9 protein-coding genes, 1 tRNA gene and 2 pseudogenes are annotated in these 17591 nt (G+C 66.3%); 9 read left to right on the forward strand and 3 right to left on the reverse strand.

The window, feature by feature from the left end:
• Nucleotides 1-96: 96 nt before the first annotated feature.
• From ARADN35_RS0104325 to ARADN35_RS28780, 8 genes and pseudogenes are all read left to right on the forward strand, one after another.
• Nucleotides 97-2049: an autotransporter assembly complex protein TamA gene (locus tag ARADN35_RS0104325; RefSeq protein ID WP_081474562.1), complete on the forward strand. Its 1953-nt coding sequence runs from the start codon at nt 97-99 to the stop codon at nt 2047-2049.
• Between the two features lie 942 nt (nt 2050-2991).
• Nucleotides 2992-6522 carry a translocation/assembly module TamB domain-containing protein gene (locus ARADN35_RS25865; RefSeq protein ID WP_010459405.1) on the forward strand — a complete coding sequence of 1177 codons (3531 nt, stop codon included), beginning with the start codon at nt 2992-2994 and terminating at the stop codon, nt 6520-6522.
• Nucleotides 6523-6576: 54 nt separating this feature from the next.
• Nucleotides 6577-6651 (forward strand) — tRNA-Arg (locus ARADN35_RS0104335).
• 157 nt (nt 6652-6808) lie between these two features.
• Nucleotides 6809-8425: a type I restriction-modification system subunit M gene (locus tag ARADN35_RS0104340; protein ID WP_010459407.1), complete on the forward strand. Its 1617-nt coding sequence runs from the start codon at nt 6809-6811 to the stop codon at nt 8423-8425.
• Nucleotides 8415-9683 (forward strand): restriction endonuclease subunit S, encoded by a 1269-nt coding sequence (locus ARADN35_RS25870; protein ID WP_081474563.1) that lies wholly within the window; start codon nt 8415-8417, stop codon nt 9681-9683. Before ARADN35_RS0104340 ends, ARADN35_RS25870 begins: the two co-directional genes overlap by 11 nt.
• A complete protein-coding gene (locus ARADN35_RS0104350; RefSeq protein WP_010459410.1) occupies nt 9683-11092 on the forward strand; it encodes an ATP-binding protein in 1410 nt (469 codons plus the stop codon). The genes ARADN35_RS25870 and ARADN35_RS0104350 overlap by 1 nt, the downstream gene beginning before the upstream one ends.
• Before the next feature lie 301 nt (nt 11093-11393).
• A pseudogene (locus tag ARADN35_RS0104355) lies at nt 11394-13646 on the forward strand (type I restriction endonuclease subunit R); the annotation flags it as partial.
• Nucleotides 13647-13718: 72 nt separating this feature from the next.
• A pseudogene (locus tag ARADN35_RS28780) lies at nt 13719-14717 on the forward strand (DUF3387 domain-containing protein); the annotation flags it as partial.
• A gap of 89 nt (nt 14718-14806) precedes the next feature.
• Here ARADN35_RS28780 and ARADN35_RS25875 read toward each other — a convergent pair.
• Nucleotides 14807-15205 (reverse strand): hypothetical protein, encoded by a 399-nt coding sequence (locus ARADN35_RS25875; protein WP_010459416.1) that lies wholly within the window; start codon nt 15203-15205, stop codon nt 14807-14809.
• A 182-nt stretch (nt 15206-15387) separates the two neighbouring features.
• On the opposite strand from ARADN35_RS25875, the gene ARADN35_RS0104365 reads away from it, so the two are divergent.
• Nucleotides 15388-16215 carry a hypothetical protein gene (locus ARADN35_RS0104365; RefSeq protein ID WP_010459418.1) on the forward strand — a complete coding sequence of 276 codons (828 nt, stop codon included), beginning with the start codon at nt 15388-15390 and terminating at the stop codon, nt 16213-16215.
• A 39-nt stretch (nt 16216-16254) separates the two neighbouring features.
• Here ARADN35_RS0104365 and ARADN35_RS0104370 read toward each other — a convergent pair whose 3' ends face one another.
• Entirely contained in the window at nt 16255-16476 is a 222-nt protein-coding gene (locus ARADN35_RS0104370) for a hypothetical protein (RefSeq protein WP_010459420.1), read from the reverse strand.
• A gap of 144 nt (nt 16477-16620) precedes the next feature.
• Nucleotides 16621-17511, reverse strand: a complete 891-nt coding sequence (locus ARADN35_RS0104375; protein WP_010459422.1) for an EamA family transporter — start codon at nt 17509-17511, stop codon at nt 16621-16623.
• Between the last annotated feature and the right edge of the window lie 80 nt (nt 17512-17591).

Here is a 17591-nt window from a genome sequence, read left to right on the forward strand (position 1 = left end):
AACTGTCTGACACGGCGGGCCTGATTTTCGGTGCATAGTGGTGGTGGGCTGGTTTTGCAGCCCGCCCCCACTTTCTAAAACCACCGTTTTCCTGCCGTGCCTTTTCGCGTCCTGCGCTCTACCTCCTCTTCCTCAACGCCGGCCCCATGGCCGGCGTTGCTGCTTTTCAGCGCGCTGTGCCTGCAGGGCTGCAGCTTGCTGCCGCGCGGTGAGGACGGAGATAGCGCCGCATCTGCCGCCGCCACCCCGGCCATTGCCGAATCCGGCGCGCCCTCCTTCGCCGTGCAGGTGAATGCCCCCGCCGGCGTGCGCGAGACACTGGAGCGCCACCTGGAGCTGCAGCGCTTTCGCCACCTGCCCGACCTGCACGCCAACGAGCTGCAGCGCCTGCTGGGCGCAGCCGACGCCAATGCCCGCGAACTGCTGGGCACGATGGGCTACTTCGCGCCCACCATCACGGTGGAGCTGACCGAAACGCCCGACAGCAAGGCCGGCCCGCGCACGGTGGTGGTCACGGTGCAGCCCGGCCCGCAGACCCGCATTGCCAGCGCGGACATCGACTTCACTGGCAACACGGGCGGTATCAACACGGCGCAATCGCCAGAAGAAACCGACTCCCAGAGCGCCAGCATCCGCCAGCAGCAGCGTGTGCAGCGCAACTGGTCCCTGCAGCCCGGCCAGCCGTTCACCCAGTCTGCCTGGGACTCGGCCAAGAACGACGGCCTGCGCCAGCTGCAAGCACGCCGCCACCCTACTGCCCGCATCGCTACCAGCCGGGCCGAGATCGACGCCGACAAGCACGAGGCCAAACTCAGCGTGACCTACGAGCCCGGCCCGCCCTATCGCTTCGGGCCACTCAGGGTGGAGGGCAGCGAGCGCTACGACCCCGACGGCGCCCGGCGCCTGGCGCGCCTGCCCACAGGCGCGGTCTACGACGAGGCCGAACTGCTCGACGCCCAACTGCGGCTGGCCAGCAGCGGCTACTACGACGCGGTGTTCCTCACGCTCGACACCGAGGACACCGACCCGCAGGCCGCGCCCGTGGTGGCCCAGGTGCGCGAGGCCAAGGTGCAAAAGCTGGTGTTCGGGCCAGGGTTCTCGACCGACAGCGGCGCGCGCCTGTCGCTGGAGCACATCCATAACCAGTTGCCCGTGATCGGCTGGCGCGCCGTGAGCAAGCTGTCGCTGGACCGCGAAACCAAACTGGCCAGCACCGAATGGACCGACCTGCCCGACAACCGGGGCTGGCGCTGGTTTGCAGGCGGGCAACTGCAGCGCGAATCCACGGGCGACTACGACGTCAACAGCGGCCGCCTGCGCGCAGGCCGCAGCAAAAGCACGAAGAACATCGACCGCAACTACTTCCTGCAGTACGACTACGCCAACAGCCAGGGCCTGGATGCCAACGTGCAGTCGCCCTCTGATACCAGCACAGCCCTCAGCGTGAACTACGGCTGGACAGGTCGCTACTTCAACAGCCCCACCGCCCCCACGCGCGGCCACGGCATCGCCGTGGAACTGGGGCTGGGCACCACGCTGCGGCCTGAGCGCGACCCGTTTGTGCGCACCCTGGTACGCTGGCAGTCGTTCATCCCTGCGGGCCGCGTGCAGGACGCCGTCGGTGTGGGCCGCAGCGCCCGCGTGGCCTTGCGCGCAGAGGGCGGGGCCGTGCTGGCGCGCGATGGCGCGCAGATCCCGGTCACCCAGCTTTTCCTGACCGGGGGCGACACCACCGTGCGTGGCTACGGCTACCGCAGCATCGGCGCCCGCACCGACAAGGGCCAGCTCTACGGCGGCCGCTACCTGGCCGTGGGCAGCGTCGAATGGCAGCGCCCCATCGTCTACCAGGGCGCCATGACCGACTGGGAGAGCACGCTGTTCGTGGATGCTGGCGCCGTGGCCGACCGCCTGGGCGACATGGACCCGCGCGTTGGCGTGGGGGCTGGCGTGCGCTGGCGCAGCCCTGTGGGCCCCCTGCAGGCCGACCTGGCCTACGGCGTGAAAACCAAGGAGGTGCGGCTGCACCTGCGGCTCGGGTTCAGCTTCTGATGGACGGTCAACCCATGCCCCCCCACTCCCCGACACCCCGCGCCCGCTCCTCTGACTTCAGCGCAGGGGCGTCGCCCAGCCACCAGGGTGGCCCGGGCCCTTCGCCGCGCCGTGGCCGCCGTGTGCTGCGTGCACTGGGCTGGCTGTTGGTGGCAGTGATTGCGCTGCTGATTGCCGCAGCCGCTGCCGTGTGGTGGTGGGCTGGCAGCAACACATCGCTGGCCCTGGCGCTGGCGCGCGCGGCGCAGTACCTGCCCGCCAACCAGCAACTGGAGAGCCGCGAGGTCACTGGGTCGCTGCGCAGCGGCGGGCGCATTGGCTGGCTGCGCTGGCGCAGCCCAGGCCTGTCCGTCGAGGTGACCGACATCCGCCTGGGCTGGCAGCTGGCCCCCTTGCTGCAACGCCGCCTGGAGCTGGGCGAAGTGCATGCCGCGCGCGTGCAGATCACGCCGCTGGCCAGCCCGGCCGGCGCAGAGCCGCCCACGCCCCTGACCCAGCTGGTACTGCCCTTGCACATCGGTGTGCCGTTCCGCGTGGACCAGCTGCAATGGGCAGGCGCCCCGGCCGTGGAAGCCCGGGGCCTGGCCGGCGACTACCGCTTTGACGGGCAGGAGCACCGCCTGAACATCGGCAGCCTGGAGCTGGCCCAAGGCCAATACACCGCGCGGCTGACGCTGCAGGCCCAAGCCCCCATGGCGCTGAACGCCACCGTGGACGGCACGGTGCGCGCCGCCGTGCCCGGTGGCACCACCGCCATGCGGGTGGGCGCACATGCCACGCTGCAGGGCACGCTCGCCACCGCGGCGGCGCAACTGCAACTGCAGGCGCGCATCAGCCCCACCACGGCCCAGGCGGAGCCCCCGCCAACGCCCTCGCCCCCTGCCAAATCCCCCCTCCACCAAATCTGCAGCACCACCACCGACGCCGCCCGCCGCAGAACCCATGCAGGCCGACATGCAGGCCACGCTGGCCCCGTGGTCCGCGCAGCCCCTGCAGTCGGCCCAGGCCACGTTGCGTGCCGTCAACCTGGCGGCCCTGTGGCCCCAGGCCCCGGCCACCCGGCTGCATGGCACCGTGCAAGCGGGGCCCACCGGGGGGACCGCCCCAGTGGGCAACGGTTGGGCCCTGCAGGCACAGCTGCGCAACGAACTGGCAGGCCCGTGGGACCAGGCCCGCCTGCCCATCACCGCCCTGCAAGCCGACGCGAACTACGACGGCACACGCTGGGCGGTGCCCGGCGCCACGGTGAATGCAGGCACCGGCGCAGTCACCCTGCAAGGCAACTACAACACCGCCACCGGCGCGCTGGAGGGCCAGGCCGAACTGCGCAACCTGCGCCCGGACGCCCTGCACACCGCGTGGGCGGCCGCCCCGCTGGCGGGCCGCGTGGGTGCGCAGATGCAGGGCGATGTGGTGCGTTTTACAGCAGACATCCGGGCCACCGGCCCCGCCGCTTCTGCGCCTGTCAAAACCGCTCCCAACCGCCCCGTACTGCTGCGCATCAACATGCTCACCGCACAAGGCAGCTGGCAGCCTGCTTCGCCCACCCAGACCGGCGGCACCTTGCAGCTGGATCGCCTGCTGCTGGACGCTTTGCAGGCACGCGTCGAAGCCACCCAGCTGCGCGTGGCACCCGGCGATTTGTCGGGCCAGGGCCAGATCACGCTGACCGCGCCTGGCGCCACAGCGCGCGCCCAGGGCAGCATGGCACCCCAAGCGGGCGCAGGCGACCTGCAGGTGCAATGGGCCGACGTGGACCAGACCCAGCGCTGGCTGGCAACCCTGCCGCTGGTGGGCACCCGCCTGCAAGAAGCCCTGCAGGGCGCCACCGCCAAGGGCGCAGCGCAGCTGACCGCCCGGTGGAAAGGTGGCTGGCAAACACTGGCCCGGCAACTGCAAGCCGCCACCGCTACAAACGCCCATGCCAACGCCAGCCGCGCGGGCAGCACACCGCCCTCGGACAAGGCCACCTTCGAGCTGCAAGCCGCCCTCTCCACCCCGCAACTGGACCTGTCACTGCCCCCCGGCAAAGGCGCAGGCGGCGGCGCCACCGCCGTGCAACTGCGCGCCGTGAAGGCCGAACTCTCCGGCACCCTGGCGCAGGCCACGCTGGCACTGGACGGCGAAGCCCGCCTGAACGCCTCCCAGCCCCAGCAGATGCAGCGGCTGGCCCTGCAAACCCGCGCCACGGGCGGGCTGACCACATCCACGCAAGGGGCGCAGGTGCAGATCAGCGAACTGCGGCTTGTGGCGCAAGACGCTGCACGCCCCGGCCCCTGGACGCTGCAACTGGCCGATCCCTTGTCCCTCACCGCGCGCGCCGCCCCTGGCCCCGGCGCGTCGTCGGCAGCGGGCTACACCGTGTTGGCCTCGGCAGGCCAAGCCCGCCTGACCGGCCCCCTGCCCGGCACCGCCACGCTGCGGTGGCAACCCCTGCGCGTGACCACTGGCGCGAACCCGGTGCAACTGCAGACCCAGGGCACCCTGCAGGGCCTGCCCATGGCCTGGGTCGATGCCCTGGGCCTGGGCAACACCCCGGCCGCCGCTGGCCGCCCTGCCCAGCCGCTGCTTGCCCGCATGGGGCTGGCCACCAACATCGTGCTCGACGGGCAATGGAACGTGGACAACACCCAAGGCCCCCTGCGCGCCAGCGCCAGCCTGCGCCGCGCCAGCGGCGACCTGCGCATCCTGGCGGGCGACGCCACCGCCATCACCGCCGTGCAAAGCAGCGGCCAGGGCACGGGCGCGGGCGCCACGGCGGTGATCGCCACCGAGGCCTCGGCCAACCCATCGGCCTTAGATGCGGCACCAGGTGCTGCATCCGGTGCAGGGGCAGGCACCGCCGCCGGTGTGCGCCAGGCCGAAATTACCGTCGAGATCGAAGGCGAGGCCCTGCGCGCCCAACTGGCCTGGGCGAGCGACCGGGCGGGCGAGGTGCAGGCCAACGTCAGCACCCGCCTCACACCCGGAGCGCCCGGCGCCCCCGCCGCTGCGGGCGCCAGCCCCTCCTCGCCCGTCAATTCTTCGCCCGCCATGTCCTCACCCTTCACCTGGGCTCCGGATGCGCCACTGGCCGGCACCCTGCGCGCGCGCCTGCCCGACGTGGGCGTGTGGTCGGCCCTGGCCCCGCCCGGCTGGCGTGTGCGCGGCACACTGGACGCCAGCGCCACGTTGTCAGGCACCCGCAATGCGCCGCGCTGGGCCGGCACGCTGGGCGCCGACGACATGGCCGTGCGCTCCGTGGTCAATGGCGTAGACCTGCAGGGCGGCCGCCTGCGTGCCACGCTGCAAGGCAATCAGCTCAGCATCACCGAGTTCCGCCTGCAGGGCGGGCGCGGCAGCGGCGCGCGCATTGCAGGCTTCAGCGGCAACCGCACGGCTGCCCCGCAGGACGGCGGCACGCTCACCGCCACCGGCCGCGTGAACTGGGGCGACAGCGCCACCGCTACCAAGGGACTGTCAGGCATCACCATGTCACTGCAAGCCGAGGCCAAGGCCCTGCAAGTGCTGGTGCGCGCCGACCGGCAGATCAGCGTGTCGGGCCAACTGCAGGCGCAGCTGCAGCAAGGCCAGATCAGCCTGCGCGGCAAGCTCACCACCGACCGCGCCACCATCATCCTGCCCGACGAAACCGCGCCCAGCCTGGGCTCGGACGTGGTCGTGCGCTCTGTCGCCAAGGACCGCGAAGACCAGGCCAAGGCCCAGGCCGCCGCCAAGGCCAGCCAGGTGGCAGCGCAGGCCGAAACCGCCAAGCCGCCCGACATTGCCATCACCCTCAACCTGGGGCGCGACTTTGCGCTGCATGGCCGCGGCATCACCACGCGGCTGACAGGCGAGGTGGACATCCGCAGCAACGCCGTGCCCGGCGCCCCGCCCCGCGTGACCGGCGAAGTGCGCACCGACGAAGGCCGCTACCGCGCCTGGGGCCAGATGCTGGACGTGGAGACGGGGCTCATCCGCTTCAACGGCCCCTACAACAACCCCTCGCTCGACATCCTGGCCCTGCGCCCCAACATCAGCGTGCGCGCTGGGGTGCAGGTCACCGGCAGCGCCCAGGCGCCGCGCGTCAAGCTGTATTCCGACCCCGAGCTGCCCGATGCCGAAAAACTCTCGTGGGTGGTCCTGGGCCGCAACGCCTCCGCCGGCGGCGCCGAAGCCGCCGTGATGCAGCAAGCCGCCCTGGCCCTGCTGGGCCGCAAGGGCGGCGGCAACACCAGCGCCAACATCGCCAGCCGCATCGGCCTGGACGAGATCGGCTTTCGCAGCGCCACCGCGGGTGAAGACGCCAGCGCCACCGCCCTCACCTTCGGCAAGCGCCTATCCAAGGATTTGTACGTGACGTACGAGCGCAGCCTGTCGGGCACGCTGGGCACGCTGTACATCTTCTACGACCTCTCCCGCCGCCTCACGCTACGCGGGCAGACCGGCGAGAAGAGTGCGGTGGACATCATCTACACGGTGAAGTACGACTGAGGCCCTGCCTCCGGGAAGGCCCCCGCACGCCACTACAATGCGCGGCTGTCTTGCCTCCTCGTAGTTCAATGGATAGAACGAGTGCCTCCTAAGCGCTAGATACAGGTTCGATTCCTGTCGAGGGGACCAGATTTATGGTCAAAATTGCCCCTAGCGCTTATTGGATAAGCGCTAGTAGCTATCAAAATAGTAGTATTCAAAGAAGCAACCCCGTGGCAGGGTCTTCGCAGTGTGTGCGGCGGGCCTGCCCGCCGACTGCCATAAGCGCATCACACACCGCAGCCACATGCTCCAAGACATAAAGAAAACCCTGTGGGCCACCGCCGACAAGCTGCGCGCCAACATGGACGCCGCCGAATACAAGCACCTGGTGCTCGGCCTCATCTTCGTCAAATACATCTCTGACACCTTTGCCGCCCACCACGCCACGCTGGTGTTGCGCCTGGCAGACCCCGACGACGAATACTTCTACGGCGATGCCGACCCCGCCGACATTGCCGCCGAGCTGGAAGACCGCGACTACTACAAAGAAGCCAACGTCTTCTGGGTGCCCGAAGCCGCCCGGTGGGAGCAACTGCGCAGCAGCGCCAAGCAGCCCGACATTGGCAAACGCATCGATGACGCGCTCACGCTGATCGAGGCCGAGAACCCCACGCTCAAAGGCATCCTGGACAAACGCTATGCCCGCGCGCAATTGCCCGACGGCAAGCTGGGCGAGCTTGTCGATCTTGTCTCCACCATCGGCTTTGGCGACACCCCCGACGTGGCCCGCGACACCCTGGGCCAGGTGTACGAATACTTTCTGGGCATGTTCGCCAGCGCCGAAGGCAAGCGCGGCGGGCAGTTCTACACCCCCGCCAGCATCGTCAAAACCCTGGTGGCCGTGCTCAACCCGCACACCGGCAAGGTGTACGACCCGTGTTGTGGCAGCGGCGGCATGTTTGTGCAGAGCGAGAAGTTCATCGAAGCCCACGGCGGCAAAAAGGGCGATGTCTCCATCTACGGGCAAGAAAGCAACCCCACCACCTGGCGCCTGGCCGCCATGAACCTGGCCATTCGCGGCATCGACTTCAACTTGGGGACCGAACCCGCCGACACCTTTGTGCGCAACCAGCATCCCGACCTGCGCGCCGACTTCATCCTGGCCAACCCGCCCTTCAACATCAGCGACTGGTGGCACCCCAGCCTGGAGGGCGACGCCCGCTGGGTGTACGGCGACCCACCCCACGGCAACGCCAACACCGCCTGGCTGCAGCACATGCTGCACCACCTCAAAGCCACCGGCCGCGCGGGCATCGTGCTGGCCAACGGCAGCCTGAGCAGCAGCCAGAACAACGAAGGCCAGATCCGCGCCGCCATGGTCGATGCCGACGTGGTGGAAGTGATGATCGCCCTGCCCGGCCAGCTGTTTTTCAACACGCAAATCCCGGCGTGCCTGTGGTTTTTGGCCAAGAGCAAAAAGCGCAAGGGCGAAGTGCTGTTCATCGACGCCCGCAAGCTCGCCACCATGATCAGCCGCGTGCAAGGCGAGCTGACCGACGAAGTCATCGACCGCATCGCCGCCACCGTAGCCGCCTGGCGCGGCGAGCCCGCGCCCACCGCCGTTACGCCCACCGCGAATTCCGTTCAGGCTGAGCCCGTTGAAGCCCATCCCCACCGCCCCGCCCCCTATCAGGACATCCCCGGCTTCTGCCGCAGCGTGCCCCTGGCCGAGATCGCCCAGCACGGCCACGTACTCACCCCCGGCCGCTACGTGGGCGCCGAGGCGGTGGAGGACGACGACGAAGCCTTTGCCGACAAGATGGTGAAGCTGACGGAAAAGCTGGGCGAGCAGATGGCCAAGGGCGCGGAGCTGGATGCGGTGATTCGGCAGAAGCTGGGGGGGCTGGGGTATGAGTTCTGAGTGGGCCTCTCTCACAATCGGTGATTTGGTGCGCGACGGAGAGGCATCAGTTCAAACTGGCCCATTCGGCTCGCAACTGCACAGTCATGATTACGTGGTCTCAGGGACGGCCGTGATTCCGACTGAAGCGATTGGAAGAGGCCGGATTCTTGACATCCCAGTTCCCCGGGTTGATGCGGCAAAAGCATCTGAACTGTCCCGGCATCGGCTTCGACTTGGTGACATCTTGTTCGCGCGACGCGGCGCCCAGGCCACAGGTCTGTCTGCAATTGTGGATGAAAGATTTGAAGGAGCGCTCTGCGGTACCGGCGCTCTGCTACTCCGCGTGCAAAGCCCACGGGTTGACCCCCGATATCTTGCGATGTATTTGTCCAGTGAGACTGCATATGGCTGGCTAAGGACACATGCAGTCGGCGCTGTTATGCCGAATCTAAACACGGCCATCGTTCAGGCGCTTCCAATCTCATTCCCGGGAATTCAGGAGCAGCAACGAATTGCTAGATTTGTCGGCGTACTCGACGACCGCATCACCCTCCTGCGCGAAACCAACGTCACACTCGAAGCTATTGCCCAGGCGCTGTTTAAGTCGTGGTTTGTCGATTTCGACCCCGTGCGCGCCAAGATGGAAGGCCGCGCCCCCGAAGGCATGGACGAAGCCACCGCCGCGCTGTTTCCCGATGCGCTGGAGGAATCGGAGTTGGGGTGGGTGCCGAAGGGGTGGCTACCCATTCGACTGGACTCGTTTTTGGAGCTTGCTTACGGCAAGGCACTCAAGGCAGAAAACCGAATTCCCGGTCCAGTGCCTGTGTATGGGTCTGGCGGAATTACGGGGTGGCACGAGAAACCGCTGATTGATAGCCCGTCGATCATCGTTGGTCGTAAGGGCACAGTTGGAAGCCTCTACTGGGAGAGCCGCCCGTTCTACCCAATCGATACGGTCTTTTACGTGAAGGCCAAGCGTCCGCTGACGTATTGCCACCAGCTTTTGAAGACTTTGGGTTTGCATGACATGGATACCGATGCAGCGGTCCCTGGGTTGAACAGAGAGAACGTCTATCGCTTGCTCGTTCCAGATGCTCCTGCGAACGTTCTCGCAGTGTTCGATGCGTCGGCCAATGCATTAAGAAACAGCATCGACCATAGCGAAGCGCAAGCCCAAACCCTCTCCACCCTCCGCGACACCCTGCTCCCCCGCCTGATCTCCGGCCAGTTGCGCTTGTCCGACACAATGGCTGAAATGCCCATGGAGGCCGCGTGATGATGACCTTAGACACTTTGAACCGCTGGTTGGTGGAAGCGCCCGAGGATGAACACCTAGAGTTCAAAGAGGCCAAGCAGCAATACGACACCACCAAGCTGATGCGCTACTGCGTGGCGCTGGCCAATGAGGGCGGTGGCCATCTGGTGCTGGGTGTTTCAGACAAGCGGCCTAGGCAGGTGGTGGGCACCCAGGCTTTTCAGAACCGGGGCGACATCACGGCCCGCATTCTGGAGGCCCTGCGCCTGCGTGTAGATGTGCAGGAACTGCAGCACCCTGATGGCCGCGTGCTGGTGTTCAGCATTCCCCCTCGTCCGGCAGCCACACCCTTGCACCATGAGGGCGCGTATTTGATGCGTGCTGGCGAAGAGCTGGTGCCGATGTCGCCGGATCAGCTCAAACGCATCTTTGCGGAAGGTGGGCCAGACTGGTTTGGGCACCCCGCCCACACAGGGGCCAGTGCCGATGATGTGGTGGCCTTGCTGGATACCCAGTCTTTCTTTGACTTGATGAAGCTGCCCTACCCCACCAGCCGCGACGGGGTGCTGGAGCGCCTTTCGCAGGAGCGGCTGATTGAGCGGAAAGCTGATGGCTGGCACATCACCAATCTGGCCGCCATTCTTTTGGCCAAGCGGTTGGATGCTTTCTCGCCAGAGTTGGCGCGCAAGGCGCCACGGGTGGTGATTTACGAAGGGGTCAACAAGCTGGCCACGCGCTACGACGAACCCGAGCACCAAGGGTACGCGGTGGGCTTTGAGAAGCTGGTGGACTTTGTGCACTCCTCTGCGCCCCGCAACCACTTTGTGGAGCAGGCGCTGCGCGAAGAGGTCAAGATGTTTCCGCGCCAGGCCATTCGCGAGTTGATAGCCAACGCGCTGGTGCACCAGTCTTTCGAAGCCACCGGGCAGTCCGTCATGATTGAGATGTACGCGGATCGTCTGGAGGTGTCCAACCCGGGGCTACCCCCGATCAAGGTGGAGCGTTTCATCGATGAATTCCGCTCTTGCAACGAGCGCCTGGCAGAGCTGTTGCGTCGCATGCGGGTGTGCGAGGAAAAAGGCAGCGGCATCGACAAGGTTGTCCATCTGGCCGAAGTGTTCCAATTGCCTGCGCCAGACTTTCGCACCAGCGAAACACGCACGATGGCGATCCTGTTTGCGCACCGCGACTTTGCCGACATGAGCAAGCCTGACCGCATACGGGCCTGCTACCAGCATTGCTGTCTGAAGTACGTCAGCAACGAGCGGATGTCCAATCAAAGCTTGCGGGATCGCTTCAAACTCCCAGAATCCAAAGCGGTAACGGCTTCGCAGGTCATTGGGGCCACCAAAGATGCAGGCCTCATCAAGGCGGACGAGTCGGAGACCGCATCGACCCGATATGCCCGGTACCTGCCCTTTTGGGCGTAGAAGTGCTTAAACGCAAATCCGATTGGCTCTTAGAATTTGAAAAATATCAAATCGAATCAACAACTTAGCAATTTAATTGCAATTCCGATTGCAACTCCAATTGCAATTACCTTGCAACTCCTCGATGCATGCTGTGCCGCATCACATGACGTCTTGTGTCAGCGCTGAGAGGCGGACCCTATGGTGACGGCATCGACAGATCACCATAACGTGTCGATTTTTTGTGTTTTTTTAAGCATATCCTCCATACCTGTCGATGGCATCGACACATCCGCCACCTCTCAGCCCAGGGTCTGACCGCATGACCGAAGACCAGCTCGAACGCGAAACCCTGGCCTGGCTGCAGGACGTGGGCTACACCCCCATTGCAGGCCCCGACATCGCCCCCGACGGCCCCGCGCCCGAGCGCAGCGACTACCGCCAGGTGCTGCTGGCGGGCCGCCTGCGGGCGGCGCTGGTGCGGCTGAACCCTGCCGTGCCCGTGGTGGCCGTCGACGACGCGCTGGCGCAGGTGCAAGACCTGGGTGCGCCCGCGCTGCTAGCGGCCAACCGGCGGTTTCACCGGCTGCTGGTGGCGGGTGTGCCGGTGCAGTACCAGCGCGGCAACGAGACGGTGGGCGACTTTGTGCGCCTGGTGGACTGGGCCGTGCCCGAGCGCAATGAGTGGCTGGCGGTGAACCAATTCAGCGTGCGCGGGCCGCGCCACACGCGCCGGCCCGATGTGGTGCTGTTTGTGAACGGCTTGCCGCTGGTGCTGCTGGAGCTGAAGAACCCCGCAGACCAGGCCGCCAGCGTGTGGAAGGCGTACGACCAGATCCAGACATACAAAGAGCAGATCCCGGACCTGTTCCACACCAACGAGGTGCTGGTGATATCGGACGGCACCGAGGCGCTGCTGGGGTCGCTGAGCGCCAGCGCCGAGCGCTTCATGGCGTGGCGCACGATTGACGGCGCCACGCTGGACCCGCTGGGCCAGTTCAACGAGTTGCAGACCCTGGTGCGCGGCGTGCTGGCGCCGCAATATCTGCTGGACTACCTGCGCTACTTTGTGCTGTTTGAGGACGATGGCCAGCTGGTGAAAAAGATCGCGGGCTACCACCAGTTTCATGCGGTACGCGCCGCCATTGCGCAGGTGGTGGCTGCTGCCATGCCGGGTGGTGGCGTAGACCCAGGAAACCCGGCCATCAAAGGCAAGGGCGGCGTGGTGTGGCACACGCAGGGCAGCGGCAAGAGCATCACCATGACCTGCTTTGCCGCCCGCGTGATGCAAGAGCCCGCGCTGCAGAACCCCACCATCGTGGTGATCACCGACCGCAACGACCTGGACGGCCAGCTGCTGGGCGTGTTTGGCCTGGCGCAAGACCTGCTGCGCGAGCAGCCCGTGCAGGCCCGCACCCGGCAGGAGCTGCGCACGCTGCTGAGCAACCGGCCCTCGGGCGGCATTGTGTTTGCCACCATCCAGAAGTTCATGCCCGGCGAGGACGAAGACAGCTACCCCATGCTGTCGGACCGCCACAACATCGTGGTGATTGCCGATGAGGCGCATCGCACGCAGTACGGGTTTGAGGCCCGGCTGAAGGTGCGCAAGGCCGAAGGCAAGGAAAATTTCAAGCAAATTCAGGCTCTAGCGCTTGATACACAAGCGCAACCAGCTATTAATACAGTAGCAAACCCCATCACCACAGGCAGCGGCACCGCACCCGCACACCGCGCCGAGTTTGCGCCGCCCACCTACCGGGTTGGCACCGAGACGAACACGGTGGAGCCCACCCGGGAACACTACCAAGTGGGTTACGCCCAGCACCTGCGCGACGCACTGCCCAACGCCACCTTTGTCGCGTTTACCGGCACGCCCGTGAGCGGCACCGACCGCGACACACGGGCCGTGTTTGGCGACTACATCCATGTATATGACATGCAGCAGGCCAAGGAAGACGGCGCCACCGTGGCCATCTACTACGAAAGCCGCATGGTCAAGCTGGGCCTGAAGGCCGACGAGCTGCCCAGCATCGACGCCGAAGTGGACGAGCTGGCCGAAGACGAAGAAGAAAGCGTGCAGTCGCGCCTGAAAAGCCGCTGGGCCGCGCTGGAGCAGGTGGTGGGCGCCGAGCCCCGCGTGGCGCGTGTGGCGCAGGACCTGGTGGCGCATTTTGAAGAGCGCAACACCGCCCAGCGCGGCAAGGCCATGGTGGTGGCCATGAGCCGCGACATCTGCGCGCACCTGTACAACGAGATCGTGCGCCTGCGCCCCGACTGGCACCATGCCGACCCCGAGCTGGGCGCCATCAAGATCGTGATGACGGGCAGCGCCAGCGACAAGGCCCTGCTGCGCCCGCACATCTACAGCGCGCAGGTGAAAAAGCGGCTGGAAAAACGCTTCAAAGACCCGGCCGACCCGCTGCGCATCGTGATCGTGCGCGACATGTGGCTGACGGGTTTTGATGCGCCCTGCGTGCACACGCTGTATGTGGACAAACCCATGAAGGGCCACAACCTGATGCAGGCCATTGCCCGCGTGAACCGCGTGTTCAAGGACAAGCAGGGCGGCCTGGTGGTGGACTACATCGGCATTGGCAACGAGCTCAAAGCCGCCATGAAGGAGTACACCGCCGCGCAGGGCCGGGGGCGCCCCACAGTGGATGCGCACGAGGCCTTCAGCGTGGTGCTGGAAAAGCTCGATGTTCTGCGCGCCCTGCTGCACGGGCTTGACTACAGCGGCTTTTTGACGGGCGGGCACCGCGTGCTCGCGGGTGCGGCCAACCATGTGCTGGGCCTGCCGCGCCAGGCCGGGCAAGACGGCAAAAAGCGATTTGCCGACACGGCCCTGGCGATGAGCCAGGCCTTTACGCTGAGCTGCACGCTGGACGAGGCCAAGGCGGTGCGCGAGGAAGTGGCTTTCATGCAGGCGGTGAAGGTGATCCTGACCAAGCGCGACATCACCGCCAAACAACGCACCGACGAGCAGCGCGAGCTGGCGGTGCGCCAGATCATCAGCCAGGCCGTGGTGTCTGAAAGCGTGGTGGACATCTTTAACGCCGTGGGGCTGGAGAAGCCCAACATTGGCCTGCTGGACGAAGGCTTTCTGGCCCAGGTGCGGGCGCTGCCCGAGCGCAACTTGGCAGTGGAGCTGCTGGAGCGCCTGCTGGAGGGCGAGATCAAAAGCCGCTTTGCCAGCAACGTGGTGCAGAGCAAAAAGTTCTCGGAGCTGCTGGGTGGGGTGATCGTGCGCTACCAGAACCGCAGCATTGAAACCGCCCAGGTGATGGAAGAACTGCTGGACATGGCCCGCAAGTTCCGCGAGGCACATGGCCTGGCCGACAAGCTGGGGCTGACCGAAGACGAGGTGCGCTTTTACACCGCGCTGGCCGAGAACGAGGCAGCGGTGCGCGAGCTGAGCGACGACACGCTGAAAAAAATCGCCCACGAACTGACCGACAACCTGCGCAAGAACCTGACGGTGGACTGGACCGAGCGCGAGAGTGTGCAAGCCAAGCTGCGCCTCATGGTGAAACGCATCTTGCGCAAATACAAATACCCGCCCGACCTGGAAGCTGCCGCCGTGGAGCTGGTGCTACAGCAAGCGCAGGCGCTGGGCGAAGCATGGAGCGAGCTGGCAACCGCCTGATTGAAACGTTCCGACGGACGTGCAGCCCCGAGCCGCATTGAATCCAAAAGGCTGCTTCCTCTACAGAGCAACACAGCTCAACAGCCCAATCAGGGCGTCTGATCGGCCCGGTTGCGTTTGTCTGCGCCTGGGTGCTCAGTGCTTATTGATGCGGGGTCAGCCGCCTCTCCAGCATCTTCGGTCTTGACCGCCGTACCAGCAGCCGCGCCGCCCAGCGCCCCGGCAATACCGCCCAAGGTGCCCCCAACGACCACGCCCACCGGGCCGGCGACCGCAACGCCCACCGCCGCGCCGGCAGCCGCGCCCGCCATCATGCCGCCGCCCACCAGCACGGAATGGGCCTCGCGATCGGCCTCCTCAGGCTCCAGGGCGGTCTGCGCCCCTGGCCGCGGGTCTTGCGACGGAATGCCGTAGCCGGGGCGGGCTTGTTCGGCCAGGTCCTCATCAGCAGGCAGGGAGCCTGGACTGGAAATAGTGGATGGATGCATGTGCGTCTCCTGAGAAGGTGGCCGACGAAACAAACAGGGTTTCATCTCCATCTCTTTTAGGGCCCGCTCCACGCGTTGGACGCCATCCTGCAGACCGTGAGGCTGTCGGACAATGCCCGGTGCCCCTACGGACGCGCAGATTCTCAAGCCCATCTGCCATTTACCCACCTAAGATCAAGCCCATGTCGGCATCCCCTTCCCCCTCCACCGTCCCTTTTGCCCCCCAACCATCCGCCAGCGCACTGGCGCAGGCGCTGGGGCTGCCCGTCTTTGCCCCGCACTGGCACATGCCGCAGTACCCCGACGGGGCCGTGGGGCCATGGCAGATGAAGCGCACCGGCGTGGGGCTGGACCGTGGTTACCACAGCGGCCCGTGTGTCACCTCGGGCTCGACGGTGCTGATGCGGCAGGGCGCTGCGGGCGGGTGGGAAACCTGGATGTCGCTGTCGCCGATGGAAGTGGAAAGCCAGGAACTGGCCTGCCGCCATGCGCGGGGCCACACTGTGGTGATGGGCCTGGGCATGGGCTGGGTGGCGGCCAACATCGCGCTGCAGCCCACGGTGGAGCGCGTGACCGTGGTGGAGCGGGATGGGGACGTGCTGGAGCTGTTTCGCCGTTGCCGCGTGCTGGAGGGGCTGCCGGAGGCCGCAGCGCGCAAGGTAGAGCTGGTACAGGCCGACGCGCTGCAGTGGCAACCCCAGGGCGCGCCCGTTGACTTTCTGTACGCAGACATCTGGCTGTACCTGGCGGAGCCGCAAACCCTGGCAGAGGTGCAGCGCATGCAGGCCAACGTGCTCGCCACGCAGGTGTACTTCTGGGGGCAGGAGCTGGTGCTGGGTGCCATGGCCTGCGCCCAGGCAGAGCCCAATACACCCGCCTGGGCCGACGCGGTAGACCGCGCTGTGCGCGAGACGGGTTTGCCCCTGCTGGCGCAGGCTGAGGAAGGCTATGCCAACCTCATTGCACGGGTGTTGCAGTTGCGCCAAGGCCGCCAGTCCAACGCCGGCTGACTGGCTGACAGCCCGGTCAGGGGCGCCAGGTTGCTTGCGCTATTTGGTGAGCCACTTGCGCTGCGCGCGCGGCTGTATGGTGATGTCCACACTCTGGTGCACGGCAGGCTGGCCGCTGGCGGTGTCGGTTTCCACCACATCTTCCAGATCGATGTCCTTGACCTCTGAATGGGTCGCTTCTTCCAGGTCTGCCAGGATGGCGCTGACTTTGCGTTCAGCCTCATCGACCTCGGATTGTGGCAACGGCGAAATGCGCATCATGGGCGGCTCCTGTGAGATAGACCCATTCTGGCCATGGAGCATGCGCTGCGCGTGTCATCCTTTGCCCACGCCAAGGTGTCAGCGCGAAGGCCATCCTTGGCGGATCTTGATCTGCCCAGGCGGGCGCGATGGCACCGGGCGCCTTCAGGCTGGCAGCGGCGCCGCGCGGTCGTTGGCCTGGGGCCGGCCGGCGGTCATGGCACTGCCCATCGACGCCGCCACGATGCAGCCAATGGCCAGCCACTGGATGGCGCTCAGGTGCTCGCCCAGCAGCACCAGGGCCAGCACGGCGGCCACCGCAGGCTCCATGCTGATCATGATGCCGAAGGCCTCCTTGGGCAGGCGCTTCAAGGCCATCATTTCCAGCGAGATCGGGATGGCGCTGGAGACCGCCGCCACCGCCACGCCGATGAGCAGCACCGTGGGCGACAGCAGCGCAGCGCCCGCATGCGCCACACCCACCGGCACCACCACCAGCGCCGCCACCAGTAAGCCCAGCGACACCGAATGCCCCGCATGCAGATGCCCAGCACGTTTGCCAAACACGATGTACAGCGCCCAGAACACCGCTGCGCCCAGCGCGTACAAAACCCCCACCGGGTCCAGCGTGCTGCCGTTGAGCCCCAGCGGCAGCAGCATGCCCAGCCCGGCCATGGCCAGGGCCACCCACACAAAATCCACGGCGCGCCGTGACGACCAGATGGCCACCGCCAGCGGCCCCGAGAACTCGATGGCCACCGCCAGGCCAAACGGCAGGGTGCGCAGCGACATGTAGAACATGAGGTTCATCGCGCCGAGGGCCGCGCCATACAACACGACGGCACGCGCATCGGCCCGCGACAAATGCCAGCGCCAGGGCCGCCACAGCAGCAGCACCAACAAGGCCGAAAAGCCCACCCGCACGGCGGTGGTGCCCTGCGCGCCCACCACGGGAAACAGCCAGTGCTTGGCCCAGGAGGTGCCGATGCCCAACGCGGTGACGGAGCCCAAGACGGCGAGGAAGGGGAAAAAACGTTGAAAGAGAGAAGCGCTCATGCGTAAAAATATAGTTCGACCTGTGCGTGTTTTTGGCTCTGTTTGAAGGCCTTCCACGCAACTTTCACTCGCCGCCGCCC

It is taken from the genome of Acidovorax radicis N35 (assembly GCF_000204195.1).
GTDB lineage: Bacteria > Pseudomonadota > Gammaproteobacteria > Burkholderiales > Burkholderiaceae_C > Acidovorax > Acidovorax radicis.

Bases quoted from the DNA above. Each gene is read 5' to 3' on its own strand.
- ARADN35_RS25875 (WP_010459416.1), bottom strand. From the start codon at position 15,205: ATGCATCCATCCACTATTTCCAGTCCAGGCTCCCTGCCTGCTGATGAG.
- ARADN35_RS0104370 (WP_010459420.1), bottom strand. From the start codon at position 16,476: ATGATGCGCATTTCGCCGTTGCCACAATCCGAGGTCGATGAGGCTGAA.
- ARADN35_RS0104365 (WP_010459418.1), top strand. From the start codon at position 15,388: ATGTCGGCATCCCCTTCCCCCTCCACCGTCCCTTTTGCCCCCCAACCA.
- ARADN35_RS25870 (WP_081474563.1), top strand. From the start codon at position 8,415: ATGAGTTCTGAGTGGGCCTCTCTCACAATCGGTGATTTGGTGCGCGAC.
- ARADN35_RS0104340 (WP_010459407.1), top strand. From the start codon at position 6,809: ATGCTCCAAGACATAAAGAAAACCCTGTGGGCCACCGCCGACAAGCTG.
- ARADN35_RS0104350 (WP_010459410.1), top strand. From the start codon at position 9,683: ATGATGACCTTAGACACTTTGAACCGCTGGTTGGTGGAAGCGCCCGAG.
- ARADN35_RS0104375 (WP_010459422.1), bottom strand. From the start codon at position 17,511: ATGAGCGCTTCTCTCTTTCAACGTTTTTTCCCCTTCCTCGCCGTCTTG.
- ARADN35_RS25865 (WP_010459405.1), top strand. From the start codon at position 2,992: ATGCAGGCCGACATGCAGGCCACGCTGGCCCCGTGGTCCGCGCAGCCC.